The organism is Bradyrhizobium elkanii USDA 76, from assembly GCF_023278185.1.
GTDB classification, from domain to species: Bacteria; Pseudomonadota; Alphaproteobacteria; order Rhizobiales; family Xanthobacteraceae; genus Bradyrhizobium; species Bradyrhizobium elkanii.
Genome location: NZ_CP066356.1, coordinates 8,061,469 through 8,082,847, shown reverse-complemented (window position 1 = coordinate 8,082,847; position 21,379 = coordinate 8,061,469). Strand labels below are relative to the sequence as shown.

Genomic DNA, 21,379 nt, shown 5'->3' with positions numbered 1-21,379 from the left:
CGATCGCGGCGACGCCTCGCCGGTCGTTGCAGATCCTTCGACATGAAGTTTGGACATTCATGTCGCGAGAATGCGGATGTGTGACTCACGGACCGCGCCACACACTCAATGTCGTCCTGGCGAAAGCCAGGACCCATTACCCCAAATCCCAATTGTTGCGCGATGCTGGGGTCACGATCCCGTCCAGGATCAAGTGCGGTGGCTATGAGTCCTGGCTTTCGCCAGGACGACGAACGGATAGTGCCGTGTGCCCGTCCCACAGGTTCACGCAAACACAGTCGAGCCCGGCAATGACGATTGGTGGGCCGGACGCCGTCGTCCTAGCGTTCCGTCAGCTTCAGCTCGATGCGGCGGTTGCGCTTGTAGGCCTCTTCGGTCTGCGCGGCGTCGAGCGGCTGGAATTCGGCGAAGCCGGCGGCGACCAGGCGCTGCGCCGGCACGCCGAGCGAAACCAGGTACTGCACCACCGAGATCGCGCGCGCCGAGGACAGTTCCCAGTTCGACTTGAACAGCGGGCTGTTGATGGGCCGCACGTCGGTGTGGCCGTCGACGCGCAGCACCCAGGCGATCTCGGGTGGGATCTGCTTGTCGAGATCGATCAGCGCGCTCGCGACCGTGTCGAGCTCGGTCTTGCCCTCGGGCAGCAGCGTCGCCTGGCCGGTGTCGAAGAACACTTCGGACTGGAACACGAAGCGGTCGCCGACGACGCGGATATCGGGACGGTTGCCGAGGATCGCACGCAGCCGGCCGAAGAATTCCGAGCGGTACTTCGATAGTTCCTGCACTCGCTGCGCCAGCGCGACGTTGAGGCGCTGGCCGAGATCGGCGATGCGGTTCTGCGATTCCTTGTCGCGTTTCTCGGAGGCGTCGAGCGCCTCTTCGAGCGCGGCGAGCTGGCGGCGCAGCGCGCTGATCTGCTGGTTCAGCAGCTCGATCTGCGCCAGTGCGCGCGACGATACGGCCTTCTCGGACTCCAGCGCCTTGTTGAGCTCGTTGGCGCGGCCCTGCGCGTCGCTGCCGGAACTCGCGAGCCCCTCATAGAGTCCCTTCATGCGGTCGCGCTCGCCTTCCGCGGAAGCGAGGCCGGCGCGCAGCTGCGCCACCTGGTCGTCGAGCGTCAGCTTGGAGAGCTTCTCCAGCGACAACAGGTCGTTGAGCTGGGCGATCTTGGCGGTGAGCTGTTCCAGCGCCTTGTCCTTGCCGGTGACCTCCTGCGACAGGAAGAATTGCACGACGAGGAACACCGACAGCAGGAACACGATCGACAGCACCAGCGTCGACAATGCATCGACAAAGCCGGGCCAGTAGTTGAAGCCGGATTCGCTGCGGCGCGAGCGGGCGAGGGCCATGGGTCTCTCCTTGGGCTTGCTCTCCGGCTAGCTCTTCTCGGGTTGGCGGGCGAGGCGTTCGAGCAGCCGCTTGATCTCGCGGTTCTGCTCGCCCTGGCCGTCGGCCCATTCCCGGATCATCTGCTGCTCGGTGCGCATATGCGCAACCAGCCCCTGGATCGCCTCGGCAAGATTGGCCATCGCGGCCGTGGTGCTGCGGCCGCCGCCGCCTTCCTCGAGCGCGGTGCGGAGCCGGTCGATCGCGCCCTGCATATTACCGGAAACGCCGGCTTCATCGCCGGAAATGCCGCGCACGGTGCCGGCGAGCCAGTCCTCGAGGTCGGTGTAGAAGCGGTTCTGGGCCTGGCTCGACTGCAGGTCGAGGAAGCCGAGGATCAGCGAGCCGGCAAGGCCGAACAGCGAGGACGAGAACGAGATGCCCATGCCGCCGAGCGGCGCGGCGAGGCCCTCCTTCAGCGTATCGAACAGCGCGCCGGCGTCGCCGCCGACCTTGAGCCCGTCGATCACCTTGCCGACCGAGCCCACCGTCTCGATCAGACCCCAGAACGTGCCGAGCAGGCCGAGGAACACCAACAGGCCGGTCATGTAGCGCGAGATGTCGCGGGCTTCATCCAGGCGGGTTGCGATCGAATCGAGCAGATGCCGCATGGTCTGCTGCGAGATCGACATCCGCCCCGAGCGTTCGCCGCCGAGGATCGCGGCCATCGGGGCAAGCAGCGTCGGGCGGCGCTCGATCGCAAGGCCGGGGTCGGCGATGCGGAAATTGTTGACCCAGGCGACCTCGGGATAGAGCCGGATCACCTGGCGGAACGCCAGGATGATGCCGATCAGCAGCACTGCCCCGATCAGGGCGTTCAGCCCCGGATTGGCAAAGAAGGCGGTGACGATCTGCTTGTACAGCACGACCCCGACCAGGCCGCAGAGCACCAGGAACACCAGCATCCGCACCAGGAAGATCCGGGGCGAGGACAGCTTGCTCAATTCGATCTCCATGTCGGAGCGGGAAGGGGGCATTGCCGGGTCATCCGTTCGCGAAGGCCGCATCTGCAAGCAATATGGCACAGCGGCAGAGTGAGGAAAGCCGATTCCAAGGGCAGCAAACAGCACGTTGGGTTGGAATCTCGCGGGCCGTTGCCGCTTTGCACGGCTTTCCGACCGGTCGGCGCATCGCCATCCACCGGGCTGCGCGTCCCACCCGCAGATCGCGAGATGAGCTCGGTTTGCACGCACCCTCGGATGAGGCGCGCGGCCCGCGGTGATTCGGTCCGATCGTCTCGGTGTTGCGAGGTGCGGCATTCCGCGCAGGCAAAATGGCGGGGTTCCCGCTCACGCAGACCTTAATGCATTCCCACAGCCTGCGATGGAACCCGCTCACAATGCGGTGACAAGATAAAAGATGCCGCAAAATCAGGGTGATAGCGTTCTGTGACATTGAGCCGCCGAAAAACGCATTGCGTCGCAGCAAGCAGATTTTATTTTCATCGCAGCAACACGAGCGGTGTCGTCGTGACACCGCCGTTCGTTTGTTCAAACCTTTCAGGGGCGATTATCTCAATGTCTGGACTTCGCGCGCAATCGGCATGCATTGCTCTGATGCTGGCCGTGACGGCGCCACTGCTTGCTAGCTGCGACGAGCCGAACACCGCAACCGCCGCCGTGCAAGCACCCGAGCCGGACGTCAGTGTCGTCACCGTGAAACCGCAGGCGCGCGCGATGCTGCGCGAGCTGCCGGGCCGCATCGCGCCGACCCGTGTTTCCGAGGTTCGCCCGCGCGTCTCGGGCATCGTCGTCAACCGCATGTTCCATCAGGGCAGCGAGGTGAAGGTCGGCGATCCCCTGTACCAGATCGATCCGCGCCCGTTCGAAGTCGAATTGCAGTCGACCGAGGCGGCGCTGGCGCGCGCCAAGGCCGTGCTCGAGCAGGCCGCGCTGCAGGCCCGCCGTATCGCCACCTTGACCAGCCAGCGCGCGGCGCCGGAAGCCGAGAACGAAAAGGCGATCGCGACGCTGAAGCAGGCCGAAGCCGACGTGCAGGGCCGCGAGGCCGAAGTCGCGCGCGCCAAGCTCAATCTGGATTACGCCACGATCCGCGCGCCGATCGACGGCACCATCGGTGCGGCGCTGGTCAGCGAGGGCGCGCTCGTGGTGCAGAACGACGCCGCGAGCCTTGCGACCATCCAGCAGCTCGATCCGATCTACGCCGACTTCCAGCAGTCGGTGACAGAGATGAACCAGCTCCGCCGCGCCTTCGAGAGCGGCGACCTCGATCGCATCGCACCCGACGCGATGAAGGTGCGCCTCGTGCTCGACGACGGCTCGATCTACCCGCTGCCGGGCAAGCTGCTGTTCTCCGACGCCAAGGTCGACGCCTATACCGGGCAGGTGACCCTGCGCGGCGAGTTCCCGAACCCGCATCGCATCCTGCTGCCGGGCATGTATGTGCGCGTGCTGATCGAGCAGGGCATCGACAGCGATGCGATTGCCGTGCCGCAGCAGGCGATCCAGCGCAATGGCGGTGGTGGCAGCGAGGTGTTCGTCGTCAAGGCCGACAATCACGTCGCGGTGCAGCCGGTGCGCACCGGCTCGCTGCAGGGTGGTTCCTGGTTCGTGACCGACGGCCTGAAGGCCGGCGACAAGGTCGTCGTCGAGGGGTTCCAGAAATTCGCCGCCGGCGACAAGGTCCGGCCGCAAGCCTGGCGCGAGGTCGACGCAGCTGCAGCACCGACGGATCCGCACCAGACCGCGCACGCCGTGCGGTGATCCGACATGCCTAGCTTCTTCATCGACAGGCCGATCTTCGCCTGGGTCGTCGCGCTGTTCATCTGTCTGATCGGCGCGATCTCGATTCCGCTGCTCGCGGTCGCGCAGTATCCGATCATCGCGCCGCCCTCGATCTCGATCTCGACCAGCTATCCCGGCGCGTCGCCGGAGAACCTCTACAACAGCGTGACGCGGCTGATCGAGGAGGAGCTCAACGGCGCCGCCAACATCCTGAACTTCGAATCGACCTCCGACTCGCTCGGCCAGGTCGAGATCATCGCCAACTTCAAGCCGGGCACCGACACCAGCCAGGCCTCGGTCGAGGTGCAGAACCGCCTCAAGCGCGTCGAGGCGCGGCTGCCGCGCGCCGTGATCCAGCAGGGCATCCTGGTCGAGGAAGCCTCGTCCGCCGTGCTGCAGATCATCACGCTGAACTCGACCGACGGCAGCCTCGACGAGGTCGGCCTCGGCGACTTCATGATCCGCAACGTGCTGGGCGAGGTGCGACGCATCCCCGGCGTCGGCCGCGCCACGCTGTACTCGACCGAGCGGTCCTTGCGGATCTGGATCGATCCGGCCAAGCTGGTCGGCTACGGCCTGTCCGCCGACGACGTCAACAAGGCGATCACGGCGCAGAACGCCCAGGTCGCCTCCGGCAGCATCGGCGCCGAGCCGAGCACCGATACCCAGAAGATTTCCGCGCAGGTGCTGGTGAAGGGCCAGCTGTCCTCGCCCGACGAGTTCGGCGCCATCATCCTGCGCGCCAACAATGACGGTTCGACGGTCCGCCTGCGCGACGTCGCGCGGATCGAGGTCGGCGGCCTCAGCTACCAATTCAACACGCGCCTGGACGGCAAGCCGACCGCCGGCCTCTCGGTGCTGCTGTCGCCGAAGGGCAATGCGCTGGCGACCGCGAGCGCGGTCGAAGCCAAGATGAAGGAGCTGTCGCGCTTCTTCCCGGCCAACATCTCCTACGAAATCCCCTATAACATCACGCCGGTGGTCGAGGCTTCGATCAAGAAGGTCCTGACGACGCTGGTCGAGGCCGTGGTGCTGGTGTTCGTCGTGATGTTCCTGTTTCTGCAGAACATCCGCTACACCATCATCCCGACCATCGTGGTTCCGGTGGCGCTGTTGGGCGCCTGCGCCACGCTGATGATCGCGGGCTTCTCGATCAACATGCTGACCATGTTCGGCATGGTGCTGGCGGTCGGCATCCTCGTCGACGACGCCATCGTCGTGGTCGAGAACGTCGAACGCATCATGGCGGAGGAAGGCCTGCCGCCGAAGGAAGCCACCAAGAAGGCGATGTCGCAGATCACCGGCGCCATCATCGGCATCACGCTGGTGCTGATGGCGGTGTTCGTGCCGATGGCGTTCTTCCCCGGCTCGGTCGGCATCATCTACCGGCAGTTCTCGGTCACCATGGTGGCGGCGATCGCGTTCTCGGCGCTGCTCGCGCTGTCGCTGACGCCGGCGCTGTGCGCGACCTTGCTCAAGCCGGTCAAGAAGGGCCACGGCCATGCCAGTAAGGGCGTGTTCGGCTGGTTCAACCGCGTGCTCGACACCAGCCGCGCCGGCTATACCCGCACCGTGCAGGGTTCGCTGAAGCGAACCGGCCGCCTGATGCTGATCTACCTCGTGCTGTTCCTCGGCGTCGCCTACGGCTTCGTGCGCCTGCCCGGCGGCTTCCTGCCGGTCGACGACCAGGGCTTCATCACGACCGACGTGCAGACGCCGTCGGAGTCGTCCTATGCCCGGACCGAAGCTGCGGTCGAGCAGGTCGAGAAGTACCTCAAGGACCGCGCCGGCATCGAGAATGTCACGTTCCTCACCGGCTTCAGCTTCCTCGGCCAGGGCATGAACACCGCGCAGGCCTTCATCACGCTGAAGGACTGGTCGGAGCGCGGCCCGAAGGATTCCGCCGCCGCCATCGTCGCCGACATCAACCGCGATTTGTCGTCGATCCGCGACGCCAGGATCTCGGCGTTGCAGCCGCCGCCGATCGACAACCTCGGCAACTCCTCGGGCTTCTCGTTCCGCCTGCAGGACCGCGGCCAGAAGGGTTATTCGGCGCTGATCGCCGCGTCCGATCGCCTGATCGCGGAGGCCAATGCCAGCCCGATTCTGCAGAAGGTCTATGTCGAAGGCCTACCGCCGGCGCCGCAGGTCAACCTGATGATCGACCGCGAGAAGGCGGGCGCGTTCGGCGTCACCTTCGAGGACATCAACAACACGATCTCGACCAATCTCGGCTCGAACTACATCAACGACTTCCCGAACCGCGGGCGCATGCAGCGCGTCATCGTGCAGGCCGACAAGACCAGCCGCATGAACGCGGACGACATCCTCAACTACAACGTCAAGAACAGCCGCGGCCAGCTGGTGCCGTTCTCGGCCTTCGCCACCATCGAGTGGACGAAGGGGCCGACGCAGATCGCGGGCTTCAACTACTATCCGGCGGTGCGCATCTCCGGCGAGGCGCGACCCGGCTTCACCTCGGGCGATGCGATCGCCGAAATGGAGCGGCTCGCCGACAAGCTGCCGCGCGGCTTCGGCTATGAATGGACCGGCCAGTCGCTGCAGGAGAAGCTGTCGGGCTCGCAGGCGCCGTTCCTGCTTGCGCTGTCGGTGCTGGTGGTGTTCCTCTTGCTGGCCGCGCTCTATGAGAGCTGGACCATTCCGCTCGCGGTGCTGCTCACCATTCCGCTCGGCATTCTCGGCGCGGTGGTGGCGGCGACGGTGCGCGGGCTCTCCAACGACGTCTATTTTACGGTCGGCCTGATCACCATCATCGGCCTTGCCGCCAAGGACGCGATCCTGATCATCGAGTTCGCCAAGGATCTGCGCGCGCAGGGCAAGCCGCTGGTCGAGGCGACCATCGAGGCCTGCAGCCTCAGATTCCGCCCGATCCTGATGACCGGTCTGGCCTTCGTCTGCGGCGTGCTGCCGATGGCGATCGCGACCGGCGCCGGCGGCGCCAGCCAGCAGGCGCTCGGCACGTCGGTGATGGGCGGCATGATCGCCGTCGTGATCCTCGCGCTGCTCCTGGTGCCGGTGTTCTTCGTCAGCGTGCAGCGCGTGCTGGCCGGCGATCGCGAGACGGCGCCGGGGCAGGGTGAGGTATATGGCCCGCCCGCGCCGGCGAGGATCGGTCACTGACATCAGGCACCGACGCTGGTCAGATCAGCGGCTTGCTTTCGCAAGCCGACCAATCCAGATTGCAGCTCTGGATTGAGCGGGATGCGCTTGGGCAACCCGGGGATTGAGGGCCTGCGATGCGGCCGAGCGATATTGCGATCTCGAATTATCGCTCGATCCGGCGGCTCTTCATGCCCATCCAGCCGCTGTCCGTCTTCGTCGGCGAGAACGGTGTCGGCAAATCCAATCTCTACAAGTCCCTGTCGCTGTTGCGCGACGCAGCGACCGGCCGGATCACGCGCACGATCGCCGACGAGGGTGGATTGTATTCCGTCTTCTGGTCCGGCAATCGCAGACGCGGAGACGATGCGCGTCTGCGGTTGGCTGTGAGATTCGACCACGTCAGATATTCCATCGAGCTCGGATTCCCGAGCCCGGTCGTGGCGGCATTTCCCGGTGAGCCGATGATCAAATCCGAAACGATCGAGGCGACCCACGGCAAGAAAACAATATTGATGATGGAGCGCACCAACTCACTCGTCAGTGTCCGCGATGAGAACGGCACCTGGAGCCAGCACAAGGAAGCGGTGCTGCCGTCGGAAACCGCGCTGGCCGGATTTTCGGATGGTAAGGGAAGTCCCGAGATCGACCTGATCCGAAATGCAATGCTGAGTTGGCGATTCTATCACGACTTCCGGACCGATCCGGCGTCGCCGATACGAAAGCCGTGTCTCGCGATCACGACACCTTCGCTGAGCGCCGATGGCCACGATCTGGCTGCCGTGTTGGCAACCCTGTTCACGATCAGGCAGGATGCCGGCGATCTGCAGGATGCGATCGAGGACGCATTCCCGGGTGCCGAACTGCGGGCATGGGCGGAAAACGGACGGTGCGAATTCGAGCTGCAACAGGCTGACATGCCGCGTCCGTTCAAGGCGCACGAGCTATCCGATGGGACGCTGAAATATATCTGCCTGCTCGCGGTGTTCATGGGCTATCGGCTGCCGCCGTTCATCGCGCTGAACGAGCCCGAGTCCAGCCTGCATCCGTCGCTGCTGGCGCCATTGGCGAGGCTGATCGCCAAGGCGTCGCGCCGCGCCGACATCTGGATCGTCACCCATTCGGAACATCTGATGGAGGCGTTGCGCAGCGAGAGCTCGGTCCCGCTGCGCCGGGTGATCAAGGCAAAGGGCGCCACGACCATCGAGGGCCTGTCCCTCGGCGGTGAATTTCGTGACGGGGAAGACGACGAGGACGACGACGATTAGATCGCGCCGCCGCCCTATTGTCCGAGCGGCTTCAGGATCCTGATCAGTTCGCCGTGCACGAACTCGTTGCCACAGACGATATGGCCGGTCTGCAGCGGATCGTCATTGCCCTGGATGCCGGAGACGGTGCCGCCGGCCTCGCGCACCATCAGCAGGCCGGCCGCGACATCCCAGGCCTGCAGATTGCGCTCCCAATAGCCGTCGAGGCGGCCGGCGGCGACGAAGGCGAGGTCGAGCGAGGCGGCGCCGAAGCGGCGGAAGCCCGCGACCTTGCTCTGCAGCGCGGCCATCTCCTGCAGCGCCAGCTGGTGATTGCCGCGGCCGATATGCGGCAGGCCGCAGGCCACCACGCATTCGTTGAGCTGGCGGCGGCCGGCGACGCGCAGCCGCTGGTCGTTGAGGAACGCGCCCTTGCCGCGCTCGGCGATATAGAGCTCGTCATTGGCGGGATTGTAGATCACGCCGGCGATCACGGTGTCCTCGCGCTTGAGCCCGATCGAGATCGCGAATTGCGGGATGCCGTGCAGGAAGTTGGTGGTGCCGTCCAAGGGATCGACGATCCAGGTGTGGCTCTTGTCGCTGCCTTCGCGCTTGCCGCCTTCCTCGCCGAGGAACCCGTAGCCGGGCCGGGCCTTCTCGAGGTCGGTGTAGAGCATCTCCTCGGCGCGCTTGTCGGCAAGCGAGACGAAGTTCGCCGGCCCCTTCAGCGACACCTGGAGATGTTCGATCTCGCCGAGGTCGCGCTTGAGGCTGCGGCCGGCGCGGCGCGCGGCCTTGACCATGACATTGATGAGAGCGGAATAGAGCATGATGGAAGCTGGTGGCTTTCGAGCGTTGGAAATCGATCGGGCAGCGTGGGCAAGACCCTGCCCGTCATCCTGAGGAGCGCGGAACGCGCGTCTCGAAGGATCGACAGCCCGCTCCGGGGCCCGTGCATCCTTCGAGGCTCGCTCCGCTCGCACCTCAGGATGACGGGAAACGGCCTGTGGCGCTCTGGGTTTCGGACTGGGTGCCCTCTGGAAGTGGCGCCGTCAAGGCGTCATTTGACGTTGTTTCCGATCCATTTTCGCGCGGCTGCCTCGCCCTTGGCGCGGTCTTCCGGGCTCATATCGGCGAGGATGTCGTCGAGATCGGGGTCGCCCTTGCCGGCGGTCTTGGCGACCGTGTGCCATTTCAGCGCCTCGACCTTGTCCACCGGGGCGCCGGCGCCGGTCGCCAGCACATGGGCGAGGCGATTTTGCGCGATCGCGCTGTTCTGCCGGGCCGCCTTGCGCAGCAGCGCCACCGCCGCCGGCACGTTCCGCGGCGTGCCCGAGCCGTTGTAGAGCGCGATGGCATATTCGACCTCGGCATCGACATTGTCGGCCAGCGAGGCGGCCTGCAGCAGCCGCGCCGCCTTCTCGAGGTCCTTCGGCACGCCGGTGCCCTCCTTGTAGAAGGTCGCGAGCGCGTATTGTGCCTCGGGGCTGCCGGCGTCGGCGGCCATGCGCAACAGCTCGGCGGAGCGGCGGAGGTCCTGCGGCAGGGTCTGGCCGTCGAGATAGAGCAGCGCGAGATTATAGGCCGCCTTGGGCTCGCCGAGCTTGGCCGACGACGCCAGCAGCTTGACCGCGGCATCCTTGTCGACCGCGCCGCCGCGGCCCGCGATCTTCATCATGGCGAGCGCGAACATCGCCTCGCGGTCGCCGGCATCGGAGGCGCGCTTGTACCACTCGTCGGCCTTGACGTAGTCGCGCTTGACGCCGAGCCCGTTGGCATAGAGCTCGCCCAGCATCGTCATGGCCTTGGCATCGTTGCTGTTCTGCGCGCGCGCGGTCGCGAGGTCGAACGCGGTCTTGTACATGCCGCGCTGATAGGCGCCGTAGACGAGGTCGACATTGGGATCGTCGACGGTCTGGGTCGGGGTCGGCGAGGGCGTCGGGGATGCGGCAGGCTTCGGCGTCGCCGAGGCGGCGGGCTTGGGCGTCGGCTTCTTCGCGACCGGCGAATGCACCTTCGGCTTCGGAGCCTCCTTCTTCGCACGCGGCGGCGTCTGGGCCGGCGGCGTGATCGAGAGCTGCGCCATCGCGCCGCTCGCCAGCATCGTGCAGCCGAGCGCAATACCTATCGGACGCAGGCATTTCATTCCGGCGTCATCCCTCGGCCTTTCCGTCGGCCTTGGCCTTGCCGAATGTGCCGGCATGCGCCCGCGCAATCGCGTCGCCGATCTCGACAAGCGCCGCCTTGGCGCCGCGCGGATCGGACCAGATGAAGTCTCCGACCAGCACGAAATCCGCGCCTGCCGCCGCGAACGCCTCGGCCTCCTCGCGCGAGGTCGCAAAGCCGACGCAGGGCGGCTCGAACAATTCGTCCCACCATTCCAGCCGCTCGGCGATGGCCTCGCGCGAGGGCCGCTGTCCGTTGGCGTCGGGCTCGCCGAACAGCACATAGTCGGCGCCGGCTTCGCCCGCGGCCATGGAATCGTGGCGGGTCGCGAGCCCGCCGACGCCGACAATTCGGTCGGGTTTCAGCGACGGCACCGCCTCTTCCATCGCGGCGATGCCGGTCAGATGCGCGCCGTCGGCGCCGGCGCGCGCCACGATATCGGGATGGCCGTCGATCAGCAGCGCCGCGCCGGCGTTCTGGATCGCAGGCGTCAGCGCCTTGATGGTGGAGATCATGCTGCGCGGATCGCTCTCGCGCAGCCGCACCAGCACGGCGGCGACATCGGCCGCGCCAAGCAGCTCGGTGAGCTCGGCCACAAGCCGCGCGGGCTCATCGACCGGCGGCGTTGCCAGATAGAGGCGCGGCGCCGGCCGCGGCGGAACGGGCTTGGTCGCCAACTATGCCGCCTGTTTCTCGAGGCCGGCTTCCCAATTGCCGGTGCTCGCGAGTCCGTTCATCCGGGCGCGATGCGAGAAGGCGCGCTGGCCGGCGGGGACGTTGTCGGGCTTGCCGGACCACGCCTTCTGCGGCGCCGCCTGCAGCGCGCGGCCATAGGAGAAGGTCAGCCGCCAGGGCAAATTGCCGATCTTGTTCATGGCGTCGAGATGCGCGGTGGCTTCCTCGTCGCTCTGGCCGCCGGAGAGGAAGGCGATGCCGGGCACCGCGGCCGGCACGCAGCTCCTGAGCAGGCGGATGGTCTTCTCGGCGACTTCCTGCACCGGCGCCTGCTTCGGGCACTTCTTGCCCGAGATCGCCATGTTCGGCTTCAGGATCATGCCTTCCAGCGCGACGCGCTGCACTCGCAATTCCTGGAAGGTTCGGTTCAGCACGCGCTGCGTCACCTCATAGCAGCGGTCGATGTCGTGATCGCCGTCCATCAGCACTTCCGGTTCGACGATCGGCACGATCTGCGCGGCCTGGCACAACGCGGCGTAGCGCGCCAGCGCATGCGCGTTGACGCGGACCGCGGTCTGGGTCGGGATTCGCGGCCCGATATCGATCACCGCGCGCCACTTCGCAAAGCGCGCACCGCGCTCGTAATATTTCTTCAGCCGCTCGGCGAGCTTGTCGAGGCCGACGGTGACGAGTTCGCCCGGGCAGTTCGGCAAAGGTTGCGTGCCTTCGTCGACCTTGATGCCGGGGATCGCGCCGGCCTGCTCGATCAGCTTGACCAGCGGCGTGCCGTCCTTGGCATTCTGCCAGATCGTCTCGTCGTAAAGGATGACGCCGGAGATGTACTTGCTCATCGCCTCCTGCGAGCGGAACAGCATCTCGCGATAGTCGCGGCGATTGTCCTCGGTCGAATCGACCTTGATGGCGTCGAAGCGCTTCTTGATCGTGCCGGAGGATTCGTCGGCGGCGAGGATGCCCTTGCCCGGGGTGACCATGGCAAGCGCGATTTTGTTGAGGTCGGAGAGGTTCATCGGGGCGTCCTCCAGAGCCATTGCCTTTGCAAACCAAAATAGGCGGTTCTCGGGCAAATGCCTAGAAAACGTTCGTCGCGGCCGGTGTTTGGACGTTCCACCTCTCCCATTGGGAGAGGTCGCGCCGAAGGCGCGGGTGAGGGGGTACGCTCTATCGAGGGACCTGAACCCCTCACCCGGATCGCTGGCGCGATCCGACCTCTCCCCGATGGGGAGAGGTGATCGCAGTCCGCGGCGAGTGAAGAGCGCTCAGGCGACCTTGGGGTCGAGTTGGCCCGCGGCGTAGCGCTTGGCCATTTCCGCCGTGGTCAGCACCTTCTTGATCTTGCTGGCCTGGCCCGCGGTGTTGAACTCCTGCAGGCGCTGCTTGCACAGCTTGGTCATCGCCTCCATCGCGGGCTTCAGGTACTTGCGCGGATCGAACTCTTCCGGATTGTCCTTCAGCACCTTGCGGATCTGGCCGGTCATCGCCATCCGGTTGTCGGTGTCGATGTTGATCTTGCGCACGCCGTTCTTGATGCCGCGCTGGATCTCGGCGACCGGCACGCCCCAGGTCGGCTTCATCTTGCCGCCATTGGCGTTGATGATCTCCTGCAGCTCCTGCGGCACCGACGAGGAGCCGTGCATGACCAGATGCGTATTCGGCAGCTTGCGATGGATTTCCTCGATCACGTTCATGGCGAGGATGTCGCCGTCGGGCTTGCGGGTGAACTTGTAGGCGCCGTGCGAGGTGCCCATCGCGATCGCCAGCGCGTCGACCTTGGTTTCCTGGACGAACTTCACGGCCTCGTCCGGATTGGTCAGCAGCTGGTCGTGCGACAGCTTGCCCTCGGCGCCATGGCCGTCTTCCTTGTCGCCCATGCCGGTCTCGAGCGAGCCGAGCACGCCGAGCTCGCCTTCCACCGAGATGCCTCCGAGATGCGCCATGCCGGTCACGGTCCTGGTGACGCCGACATTGTAGTCCCAGTCGCCGGGTGTCTTGCCGTCGGCCTTCAGCGAGCCGTCCATCATGACCGAGGTGAAGCCGGCCTGGATCGCGGTCATGCAGGTGGCGGGCTCGTTGCCGTGGTCGAGATGCACGCAGACCGGGATCTGCGGGTAGATCTCGGTGACGGCGTCCATCATGTGCTTGAGCATGACGTCGTTGGCGTAGGACCGCGCGCCGCGCGAGGCCTGGATGATGACGGGCGCATCGACTTCGGAGGCGGCCGCCATGATCGACAGCGCCTGTTCCATGTTGTTGATGTTGAAGGCAGGTACGCCGTAATCATGCTCGGCCGCGTGGTCGAGCAGTTGCCGCAACGTAATGCGAGCCATTCCATTTCTCCCTGTAGTGCAAGTTCGCGGATGTGACCTAAATCAACCTTTTTTCAGAACTTCGACGCCCGGCAGCGGCTTGCCTTCCATCCATTCAAGAAACGCGCCGCCCGCGGTCGAGACGTAGGAAAAATCACCGCCGACGCCCGCCTGGTTCAGCGCCGCGACGGTGTCGCCGCCGCCGGCGACCGAGATCAGCTTCCTGGCCTTGGTGCGTTCGGCGGCATGCTTGGCCGACACCACGGTGCCGCGGTCGAACGGCGTCAGCTCGAAGGCGCCGAGCGGGCCGTTCCAGACCAGCGTCGCCGCGTCGTCGATTGCGGCATGGATGCGCGCGATCGATTGCGGACCGACGTCGAGGATCATGCCGTCGGCCGGGATCGCATCAAGGCCGTAGGCATGCGACGGCGCGTTGGCGGCAAACTGGTTGGCGACGACGGCGTCGACGGGGAGGATGATGGCGCAGTTGGCGGCGTTGGCCTTCTCCATGATCCGCAGCGCGGTCGGGGCGAGATCCTTTTCGGCGAGCGACTTGCCGACGGCGACGCCCTGCGCGTGCAGGAAGGTGTTGGCCATGCCGCCGCCGATCACCAGCGCGTCGACCTTGTTCACGAGGTTTTCCAAGAGGTCGATCTTGGTCGAGACCTTGGCGCCGCCGATGATCGCGATCACCGGCTTGGTCGGCGCTTCCAGCGCCTTGCCGAGCGCGTCGAGCTCGGCCTGCATGGTGCGGCCGGCATAGGCCGGAAGCTTGTGGCCGAGGCCTTCGGTCGAGGCGTGGGCGCGATGCGCGGCGGAGAAGGCGTCGTTGACCCAGATGTCGCCGAGCTTGGCGAGCTCCGTAACGAAGCCGGCGTCGTTCTTCTCTTCCTCCTTATGGAAACGTGTGTTTTCCAGGCAGAGGATGTCGCCGTCCTTGAGGGCGGCCACCGCCTTGGCTGCGGCATCGCCGATGCAATCCTCGGCGAAGGCCACCGGGCGATTGATCACCTTCGACAGCGCGTCAGCGACCGGCTTCAGCGATTCCTTGGGGTCGCGTCCCTTGGGGCGGCCGAAATGGGCGAGCAGGATCACCTTGCCGCCCTTGTCGGAAATTTCGGTGATGGTGGGGGCAACGCGCTCGAGCCGTGTGGCGTCGGTGACGCGGCCGCCTTCCATGGGGACGTTGAGGTCGACGCGCAGCAGCACGCGCTTGCCCTTCACGTTGACGTCGTCGAGGGTGCGGAACGATTTTGTCATGAGCGTTTCCTGTGCAGCCGGACACCACCGTCCGACGGACGGCGTCGCTTTCGCTTGCCGATGTCGCGGCCGTTGAGGTCGCGAACGCGGGGGGCAAACACGCAGATGCCCGGCGCTGGGCCGGGCATCACGAACAGTCGAACTTAAACCAGCTTGCCGATCGCGACGGCGGTGTCCGCCATACGGTTCGAGAAGCCCCACTCATTGTCGTACCAGGACATCACGCGCACGAAGTTGCCGTTCTGCACCTTGGTCTGGTCCATGTGGAAGGTCGACGAGTGCGGATCGTGGTTGAAGTCGATCGAGACGTTCGGCGCGTTGGTGTAGCCCAGGATGCCCTTGAGCTGCTGCTCGGACGCACGCTTCATCGCCTCGTTGATCTCCTTGACGTCGGTTGCGCGCTTGGCGACGATCTTGAGGTCGATCACGGAAACGTTCGGGGTCGGAACGCGGACCGAGACGCCGTCGAGCTTGCCCTTCAGCTCGGGCAGCACGAGGCCGATCGCCTTCGCGGCACCGGTCGAGGTCGGGATCATCGACATCGCCGCGGCGCGGCCGCGATAGAGATCCTTGTGCAGGGTGTCGAGCGTCGGCTGGTCGCCGGTATAGGCGTGGATCGTGGTCATGAAGCCGGTCTCGATGCCGACGGTGTCGTTCAGGACCTTGGCGACCGGCGCGAGGCAGTTGGTGGTGCAGGAGCCGTTCGAGATCACCAGGTGATCCTTGGTCAGCGTGTCGTGGTTGACGCCGTAGACGATGGTGGCATCAGCGCCATCGGCGGGCGCCGAGACCAGCACGCGCTTGGCGCCGGCTGTGAGGTGCGCGGAGGCCTTGTCCTTCGCGGTGAAGATGCCGGTGCATTCCAGCGCGACGTCGACGCCGAGCGCCTTCCACGGCAGCTTCGAGGGATCGCGCTCGGCCGAAACCTTGATCTTGTTGTCGCCGAGGCTGATCGTATCGCCGTCGACGGTGACGGTGCCGGGGAAGCGGCCATGCACGGAATCGAAGCGCAGCAGGTGCGCGTTGGTCTCGACCGGGCCGAGGTCGTTGATGCCGACCACCTCGATGTCCTTGCGGCCGGACTCGGCGATGGCGCGCAGAATGTTGCGGCCGATACGTCCAAACCCGTTGATCGCGACGCGGATTGCCATGCTCGTCTCCTCTAATGCTGTTGTCAGCCCCGCGGGAGGGGCTCCCACGAGGTTTTTACGGCGGAACGCCCGGTTCGGCCGGGCGCATACGGAAAAGATGGAGCTTAGGTAATCCTTTTTTGCGACAAGCTCAACCTTGGCCCGCGGGTGTCAGGCCAGCGTCAGACGCGCTTCGTGGCAGCGTTAACGACGGCTTCAGCAGTAATGCCGAAATGCCGGAAAAGGTCCTTCGCCGGGGCGCTGGCGCCAAATCCGTGCATGCCGATGAATTCGCCGTCATGGCCGATCACGGCATCCCAGCCCCAGCGCACCGCGGCCTCGATCGCGATCTTGACCGGAGCGTTGCCGATAATGGCATTTTGCCGCTCGGCGGGCTGTGCCAGCAGCAATTCCAGCGACGGGACCGAGACCACCCGCGTCGCGATGCCGCGTCCGGCGAGCTGCTTCTGCGCCTCGACCGCGATCTGGACCTCGGAACCCGACGCGAACAATGACACTTTTGCGTCACCCTGCGCCGCGACCAGCTCATAGGCGCCGTGGCTGCACGGATTGTCGTTCGGCGCCGTGGTGCGGAGCTGCGGCAGGTTCTGGCGGGTCAGCGCCAGCACCGTCGGTCCGTCGACGCGGTTGAGCGCCAGTTCCCAGCACTCGGCGGTCTCGACCGCGTCGCAGGGACGGAACACGCGCATGTTGGGCATCGCGCGCAGCGCGGACAGATGCTCGACCGGCTGGTGCGTCGGGCCGTCCTCGCCGAGGCCGATCGAGTCATGGGTCATGACATAGACGACGCCGGTGCCCATCAGCGCCGACAGCCGCATCGCGCCGCGCGCGTAGTCGGTGAACACCAGGAAGGTGGCGCCGTTCGGCGCGAAGCCGCCGTGCAGGAAGATGCCGTTGAGGCACGCCGCCATGCCGTGCTCGCGGACGCCATAATGGATGAAGCGGCCCTTCGGCGTCTTGGCGCCGAACGCCGTCGCCGACTTCGCCTTGTTGTTGTTGGAGCCGGTGAGGTCGGCCGAGCCGGCCACGAATTCCATCGGCATCGCAGCCGCAATCACCTCGATCGCGGCTTCCGACGATTTGCGGGTCGCGACGTTGAGCGGATTTTCCAGCAGCCCCTTCTTGAAGGCGCGCAGCCCCTTGGCCAGCGACTGCGGCCGCTCGTGGCGAATGCGGCGTTCGAACTCGGCGCGCTTGCGGCTGCCGAGCTGCGCGAACTGCTCGTCCCACGCCTTGTGCTCGGCGGCGCCGCGGGCGCCTGCCTCGCGCCAGGCGTTCAGCACATCGTCGGGCACCGAGAACGGTTCGAGCGAGATGCCGAGCTTCTCCTTGGCCGCCTTGAGCTCGTCGGCGCCGAGCGCCTCGCCATGCACCTTGGCGGTGCCGGCCTTGTGCGGCGCGCCGTACCCGATCGTGGTCTTGCAGGCGATCATCGAGGGCTTGTTGGATTTCTGCGCGCGGGTGATTGCAGCGGCAATCGCCTGCGGATCGTGGCCGTCGATCAATTCGGCGGCCCAGCCTGCGGACTTGAAGCGCTTCACCTGGTCGACGGAATCGGAGATCGAAGTCGGGCCGTCGATCGAGATGCCATTGTCGTCGTACAGCACGATCATCTTGTTGAGCCGCCAGACACCGGCGAGCGCGATCGCTTCCTGCGAGATGCCTTCCATCAGGTCGCCGTCGGAGGCGAGCACATAGGTGTGGTGGTTGACGATCTTCTTGCCGAACTCGGCGGCCAGCATCTTCTCGGCGACCGCCATGCCGACCGCGGTCGCAATGCCCTGGCCGAGCGGACCGGTGGTGGTCTCGATGCCCTTGGTGTGGAAGTTCTCGGGGTGGCCCGGGGTCAGCGATCCGAGCTGGCGGAAATGCTTGAGCTGGTCGAGCGTCATGTCCTTGTTGCCGGTGAGGTACAACAACGAATAGAGCAGCATCGAGCCATGGCCGGCCGAGAGCACGAAGCGGTCGCGATCGGGCCACGCCGTGTCGGCCGCATCGAATTTCAGGAATTTTGTGAACAGGACGGTCGCGATGTCGGCGGCGCCCATCGGCAGGCCGGGATGGCCGGAATTCGCCTTCTCGACGGCGTCCATGGCAAGGCCACGGATCGCATTGGCCATACGGGTGTGATCGACCTGCGTCATGATGAAGAGTCCGCCTAAAATGAGGAGCTGATTGCTGGACGGATCGGGGCGGGCAGCCGCGATACGCGCGTGGATGGCCTTACGGGTTGGGGGTGGATTAGCACCTCAATTCCGCAAGTCCAAGGCGATGAAACCCCTCAAAACGGGGAAAAGTTGCCCGAAATCGCCCTATTTCATTCAACGGTGCATAGTTCTGCGCCGCCGTTGCGCTGGGCTCGCTTGCCACGTAAATTTCGTCCCGTAAACGCTTGCCGAACCGCCAGTTTTGCCGTGCGGGAGGCTTATCTGCAGCAGGCTACCAAGCCAACCGAAAGGTCCACGCCGCGTGTCATGAGTGATCGTCTCGCCAACGGGTCTGGCAATACCGAGGCACCGCTTGCCGATATCGATGCTGCGACAAAGCGGCTGATGGCAGCGCTTGATGCGCTGGAGAGTTCGGTGGAGCGGCGCCGCGAGGCCGACCGCGACGAGAACGAATTGGCGAGCCGGATCCAGGCGCTCGGCGCCGATCGCTCGCGGCTTGCCGACGAGCTCGACGGATCGCTGGTGAAGACGCGCAAGCTCGAGCGCGCCAATCGCGAGATTGCGGAAAAACTCGACGCGGCAATCGGCAGCATTCGCGCCGTGCTCGACGGCGGAGACAGCAGATGAGCCACATCAACGTCACCATCAATGGCCGGCAATACCGGATGGCCTGCGAGGAGGGCCAGGAGGTGCGGCTGCTGAAGCTCGCGGAAAATCTCCAGCAGCGCGTCGAATCGCTGCGCGGCAAGTTCGGCGAGATCGGCGATGCGCGGCTGACGGTGATGGCGGCGCTCACCGCCTGCGACGAACTGGTCGACGCCAGCGCACGCATCCGCAGCCTCGAGGAAGAGCTCGAGCAGCTGCGCAATGCGCGCGTTGCCGCGATCGACCGCGCCCGCGCGACCCAGACCGCGGTCTCCAACGCGCTCAATGCCGCCGCCGAGCGGATCGAGCGCACCACGCAGGTGCTCAACCGCACCATCGGCGGCGGCATCGCGATCGGGTGATCTTCGTTCGTCCCTGTTGGTCTCGGTGTTTCCACACATTCGTCATGCCCGGGCTTGGCCCGGGCATCCACGTATTTGTCTCCTTGAAAAGAAAGCCGTGGATGGCCGGGACAAGCCCGGGCATGACAGTTTCTTCCAGGAGCCAAGGCTGCGTCTTCCTTACCGCTGGCGGATTGCGGCAACGATGGCTAGATTAGCCCCCGCGAAGCTGCGTCGTGCGTCAGGAGCCATATATCCCCGGGGCCTTATCGATCCTTTAGGGAACTGTCCCTGGCCGGGTCCGTGGACCCGGACATATGGTGCCCACCTACTTTCGTAGGGAACTCCGGGATCGAGCGCTCCAACGGCCTCTGCGGCTTCGCACTGATTTTTGCTGTTGCCTTGTCGTCGCGCTGCGGCGGTTGAATTGTCTAGCAGTGTTGTGCCCTGCGATTCGGGGCGTCCAGCGCGCCGCGGCGGTCTTACGAAAGCTCTGGCCTTAACGAAAGCTAGCGTCTCTGGAATGATGGATCGTCCGTTGTCGCGGACGACGACAGCGGAAGATGGATCATGCACGCATCTCCATCGAAGGCCGAGCTCCGGGCACTTGCTCTCGCCAAGCGCGATGCGCTGAGCGACGAGCAGCGCGCGACGGCTGCCGAAGCGCTCGCCAAGCGCGGTGCGCCGTTCGAGATCGCGCAGGGCATGATCGTCTCGGGCTATGCGCCGATCCGCAGCGAGCTCGATCCGGCGCCGTTGATGAAGAAGCTTGCCGACAAGGGCGCGCGGCTCGCGCTGCCCTGCATCAACGCGCGCGGCCAGTCGCTGATCTTCCGCAACTGGTCGCCGAAGGACCGGCTGATGCTCGGTCCGCTCGGCATTCCCGAGCCGTCGCCGGCCGCCGCCGAGGTGCATCCGGACGTGATGCTGGTGCCGCTCGCGGCATTCGACAAGCTCGGTCACCGCATCGGCTATGGCGCCGGCTATTACGACTATACCTTCGCGCATCTGCGCAAGGCCAAGCATGTGATCGGGGTCGGACTTGCCTTTGCTGCACAGGAAACCAAGGCGATTCCGGCGCTGTCGCACGACGTCCCGCTCGATTTTGTGCTAACGGAGCGCAAGACGTTCGATTTCCGGAGTAGCTAGCCTTGCGAATTCTCTTTGTTGGTGACGTCGTCGGCAGGACCGGCCGCACCGCCATCGCAGACCACCTTCCCGGCATGATCAGGGACTGGTCGCTCGATCTCGTGGTCGTCAATGGCGAGAATTCCGCCGGCGGCTTCGGCATCACCGAGGCGATCTATCAGGAGCTGCTCGACGCCGGCGCCGATGCGATCACGCTCGGCAACCACGCCTGGAATCAGAAGGAGGCGCTGGTCTTCATCGAGCGCGCGCCGCGCCTGATCCGCCCGCTGAATTTCCCGCGCCATTCGCCCGGCCGCGGCGCCACGCTGGTCGATACCAAGAGCGGCAAGCGCGCGCTGGTCATCAACGCGATCGGCCGCGTCTTCATGGAGCCGTCCTCGAACGATCCGTTCAGCGCCATCGAGCGCGAGCTCGAGGCCTGCCCGCTGCGCGAAGGCTGTGACGCCATCGTGCTCGATTTCCATGCCGAGGCGACCAGCGAGAAGCAGGGCGTCGGCTTCTTCTGCGACGGCCGCGTCAGCCTCGTGGTCGGTACGCATACCCATGTGCCGACATCAGATCATCAGGTGCTGCCCGGCGGCACCGCCTACATGAGCGATGCCGGCATGACCGGCGACTATGACTCGGTGATCGGCATGCAGAAGGAGGAGCCGCTGCAGCGCTTCCTCACCGGCATTCCCTCCGGCCGTTTCGAGCCGGCGGGCGGTGTGGCCACGCTGAGCGGCGTCGCGGTCGAGACCGACGATGCCACCGGGCTCGCGGTGAAGGTCGCGCCGGTGCGCGCCGGCGGGCGGCTCGAGCCTGCGGTGCCGGGATTCTGGACTTAGTGAAGTTACCGTAGCCCGGATGCAGCGAAGCGTAATCCGGGTCTGTCTTTGAGCTTTGCGAGATTCCCGGATTGCGCTTCGCTTCATCCGGGCGACAAGTCATTTCGGAATAATAGAAGAGTACTTCTGAGTTGCCCGACGTGTCAAGTGCAGTGTCGAGGGCCGACAGTCGCCGG

The 21,379-nt window shown here is 65.6% G+C and carries 17 protein-coding genes and 1 other RNA gene; 8 read left to right on the top strand and 10 right to left on the bottom strand.

From position 1 onward, the window contains the following. Positions 1-320 precede the first annotated feature (320 nt). The gene (locus tag JEY66_RS38275) at positions 321-1,349 is read right to left on the bottom strand and encodes a peptidoglycan -binding protein (protein ID WP_016843089.1); all 1,029 of its coding nucleotides are present in this window, start codon (positions 1,347-1,349) and stop codon (positions 321-323) included. Positions 1,350-1,376: 27 nt separating this feature from the next. After that, a complete protein-coding gene (locus JEY66_RS38270) occupies positions 1,377-2,363 on the bottom strand; it encodes a hypothetical protein (protein WP_026192206.1) in 987 nt (328 codons plus the stop codon). Positions 2,364-2,903: 540 nt separating this feature from the next. On the opposite strand from JEY66_RS38270, the gene JEY66_RS38265 reads away from it, so the two are divergent. The 3 genes from JEY66_RS38265 (at position 2,904) to JEY66_RS38255 (ending at position 8,518) form a co-directional block, all read left to right on the top strand. Next, a complete protein-coding gene (locus JEY66_RS38265; protein ID WP_026192207.1) occupies positions 2,904-4,109 on the top strand; it encodes an efflux RND transporter periplasmic adaptor subunit in 1,206 nt (401 codons plus the stop codon). A gap of 6 nt (positions 4,110-4,115) precedes the next feature. Next, positions 4,116-7,271 (top strand): multidrug efflux RND transporter permease subunit, encoded by a 3,156-nt coding sequence (locus JEY66_RS38260; protein ID WP_018269676.1) that lies wholly within the window; start codon positions 4,116-4,118, stop codon positions 7,269-7,271. Positions 7,272-7,387: 116 nt separating this feature from the next. Continuing rightward, positions 7,388-8,518 carry an AAA family ATPase gene (locus JEY66_RS38255; RefSeq protein ID WP_016843096.1) on the top strand — a complete coding sequence of 377 codons (1,131 nt, stop codon included), beginning with the start codon at positions 7,388-7,390 and terminating at the stop codon, positions 8,516-8,518. Between the two features lie 14 nt (positions 8,519-8,532). Here the strand turns inward: JEY66_RS38255 and JEY66_RS38250 are convergent, their stop codons facing one another. The 8 genes from JEY66_RS38250 to tkt form a co-directional block, all read right to left on the bottom strand. After that, positions 8,533-9,327, bottom strand: coding sequence for an inositol monophosphatase family protein (locus JEY66_RS38250; RefSeq protein ID WP_016843097.1), 795 nt, complete (start codon positions 9,325-9,327; stop codon positions 8,533-8,535). Positions 9,328-9,557: 230 nt separating this feature from the next. After that, a complete protein-coding gene (locus JEY66_RS38245) occupies positions 9,558-10,643 on the bottom strand; it encodes a tetratricopeptide repeat protein (protein ID WP_018269677.1) in 1,086 nt (361 codons plus the stop codon). A gap of 7 nt (positions 10,644-10,650) precedes the next feature. Next, on the bottom strand, positions 10,651-11,340 hold the full coding sequence (locus JEY66_RS38240) for a thiamine phosphate synthase (RefSeq protein WP_018269678.1): 690 nt from the start codon (positions 11,338-11,340) through the stop codon (positions 10,651-10,653). Continuing rightward, positions 11,341-12,366: a class I fructose-bisphosphate aldolase gene (locus JEY66_RS38235; protein ID WP_016842566.1), complete on the bottom strand. Its 1,026-nt coding sequence runs from the start codon at positions 12,364-12,366 to the stop codon at positions 11,341-11,343. A 249-nt stretch (positions 12,367-12,615) separates the two neighbouring features. After that, a complete protein-coding gene (fba, locus tag JEY66_RS38230) occupies positions 12,616-13,683 on the bottom strand; it encodes a class II fructose-bisphosphate aldolase (protein ID WP_026192208.1) in 1,068 nt (355 codons plus the stop codon). A gap of 42 nt (positions 13,684-13,725) precedes the next feature. Continuing rightward, the gene (locus tag JEY66_RS38225) at positions 13,726-14,922 is read right to left on the bottom strand and encodes a phosphoglycerate kinase (protein WP_016842564.1); all 1,197 of its coding nucleotides are present in this window, start codon (positions 14,920-14,922) and stop codon (positions 13,726-13,728) included. A gap of 143 nt (positions 14,923-15,065) precedes the next feature. After that, positions 15,066-16,073: a type I glyceraldehyde-3-phosphate dehydrogenase gene (gene gap, locus JEY66_RS38220; RefSeq protein WP_016842563.1), complete on the bottom strand. Its 1,008-nt coding sequence runs from the start codon at positions 16,071-16,073 to the stop codon at positions 15,066-15,068. Between the two features lie 161 nt (positions 16,074-16,234). Next, the gene (gene tkt, locus JEY66_RS38215) at positions 16,235-18,217 is read right to left on the bottom strand and encodes a transketolase (RefSeq protein ID WP_018269680.1); all 1,983 of its coding nucleotides are present in this window, start codon (positions 18,215-18,217) and stop codon (positions 16,235-16,237) included. A 330-nt stretch (positions 18,218-18,547) separates the two neighbouring features. Between tkt and JEY66_RS38210 the strand changes: the two genes are divergently transcribed. The 5 genes from JEY66_RS38210 (at position 18,548) to JEY66_RS38190 (ending at position 21,203) form a co-directional block, all read left to right on the top strand. After that, complete coding sequence (locus JEY66_RS38210; protein ID WP_018269681.1) at positions 18,548-18,868, top strand: DUF4164 domain-containing protein; 321 nt, start codon at positions 18,548-18,550, stop codon at positions 18,866-18,868. Then, the gene (locus JEY66_RS38205) at positions 18,865-19,248 is read left to right on the top strand and encodes a cell division protein ZapA (protein WP_018269682.1); all 384 of its coding nucleotides are present in this window, start codon (positions 18,865-18,867) and stop codon (positions 19,246-19,248) included. The genes JEY66_RS38210 and JEY66_RS38205 overlap by 4 nt, the downstream gene beginning before the upstream one ends. A gap of 202 nt (positions 19,249-19,450) precedes the next feature. Next, positions 19,451-19,611: non-coding RNA, 6S RNA (ssrS, locus tag JEY66_RS38200), on the top strand. Between the two features lie 186 nt (positions 19,612-19,797). Next, positions 19,798-20,376 carry a 5-formyltetrahydrofolate cyclo-ligase gene (locus JEY66_RS38195; RefSeq protein WP_016842557.1) on the top strand — a complete coding sequence of 193 codons (579 nt, stop codon included), beginning with the start codon at positions 19,798-19,800 and terminating at the stop codon, positions 20,374-20,376. 2 nt (positions 20,377-20,378) lie between these two features. Next, complete coding sequence (locus JEY66_RS38190) at positions 20,379-21,203, top strand: TIGR00282 family metallophosphoesterase (RefSeq protein ID WP_018269683.1); 825 nt, start codon at positions 20,379-20,381, stop codon at positions 21,201-21,203. Positions 21,204-21,379: the final 176 nt, after the last annotated feature.

Bases quoted from the DNA above. Each gene is read 5' to 3' on its own strand.
- JEY66_RS38275 (WP_016843089.1), bottom strand. From the start codon at position 1,349: ATGGCCCTCGCCCGCTCGCGCCGCAGCGAATCCGGCTTCAACTACTGG.
- JEY66_RS38270 (WP_026192206.1), bottom strand. From the start codon at position 2,363: ATGCCCCCTTCCCGCTCCGACATGGAGATCGAATTGAGCAAGCTGTCC.
- JEY66_RS38265 (WP_026192207.1), top strand. From the start codon at position 2,904: ATGTCTGGACTTCGCGCGCAATCGGCATGCATTGCTCTGATGCTGGCC.
- JEY66_RS38260 (WP_018269676.1), top strand. From the start codon at position 4,116: ATGCCTAGCTTCTTCATCGACAGGCCGATCTTCGCCTGGGTCGTCGCG.
- JEY66_RS38255 (WP_016843096.1), top strand. From the start codon at position 7,388: ATGCGGCCGAGCGATATTGCGATCTCGAATTATCGCTCGATCCGGCGG.
- JEY66_RS38250 (WP_016843097.1), bottom strand. From the start codon at position 9,327: ATGCTCTATTCCGCTCTCATCAATGTCATGGTCAAGGCCGCGCGCCGC.
- JEY66_RS38245 (WP_018269677.1), bottom strand. From the start codon at position 10,643: ATGAAATGCCTGCGTCCGATAGGTATTGCGCTCGGCTGCACGATGCTG.
- JEY66_RS38235 (WP_016842566.1), bottom strand. From the start codon at position 12,366: ATGAACCTCTCCGACCTCAACAAAATCGCGCTTGCCATGGTCACCCCG.
- fba (WP_026192208.1), bottom strand. From the start codon at position 13,683: ATGGCTCGCATTACGTTGCGGCAACTGCTCGACCACGCGGCCGAGCAT.
- JEY66_RS38225 (WP_016842564.1), bottom strand. From the start codon at position 14,922: ATGACAAAATCGTTCCGCACCCTCGACGACGTCAACGTGAAGGGCAAG.
- gap (WP_016842563.1), bottom strand. From the start codon at position 16,073: ATGGCAATCCGCGTCGCGATCAACGGGTTTGGACGTATCGGCCGCAAC.
- tkt (WP_018269680.1), bottom strand. From the start codon at position 18,217: ATGACGCAGGTCGATCACACCCGTATGGCCAATGCGATCCGTGGCCTT.
- JEY66_RS38210 (WP_018269681.1), top strand. From the start codon at position 18,548: ATGAGTGATCGTCTCGCCAACGGGTCTGGCAATACCGAGGCACCGCTT.
- JEY66_RS38205 (WP_018269682.1), top strand. From the start codon at position 18,865: ATGAGCCACATCAACGTCACCATCAATGGCCGGCAATACCGGATGGCC.
- JEY66_RS38195 (WP_016842557.1), top strand. From the start codon at position 19,798: ATGCACGCATCTCCATCGAAGGCCGAGCTCCGGGCACTTGCTCTCGCC.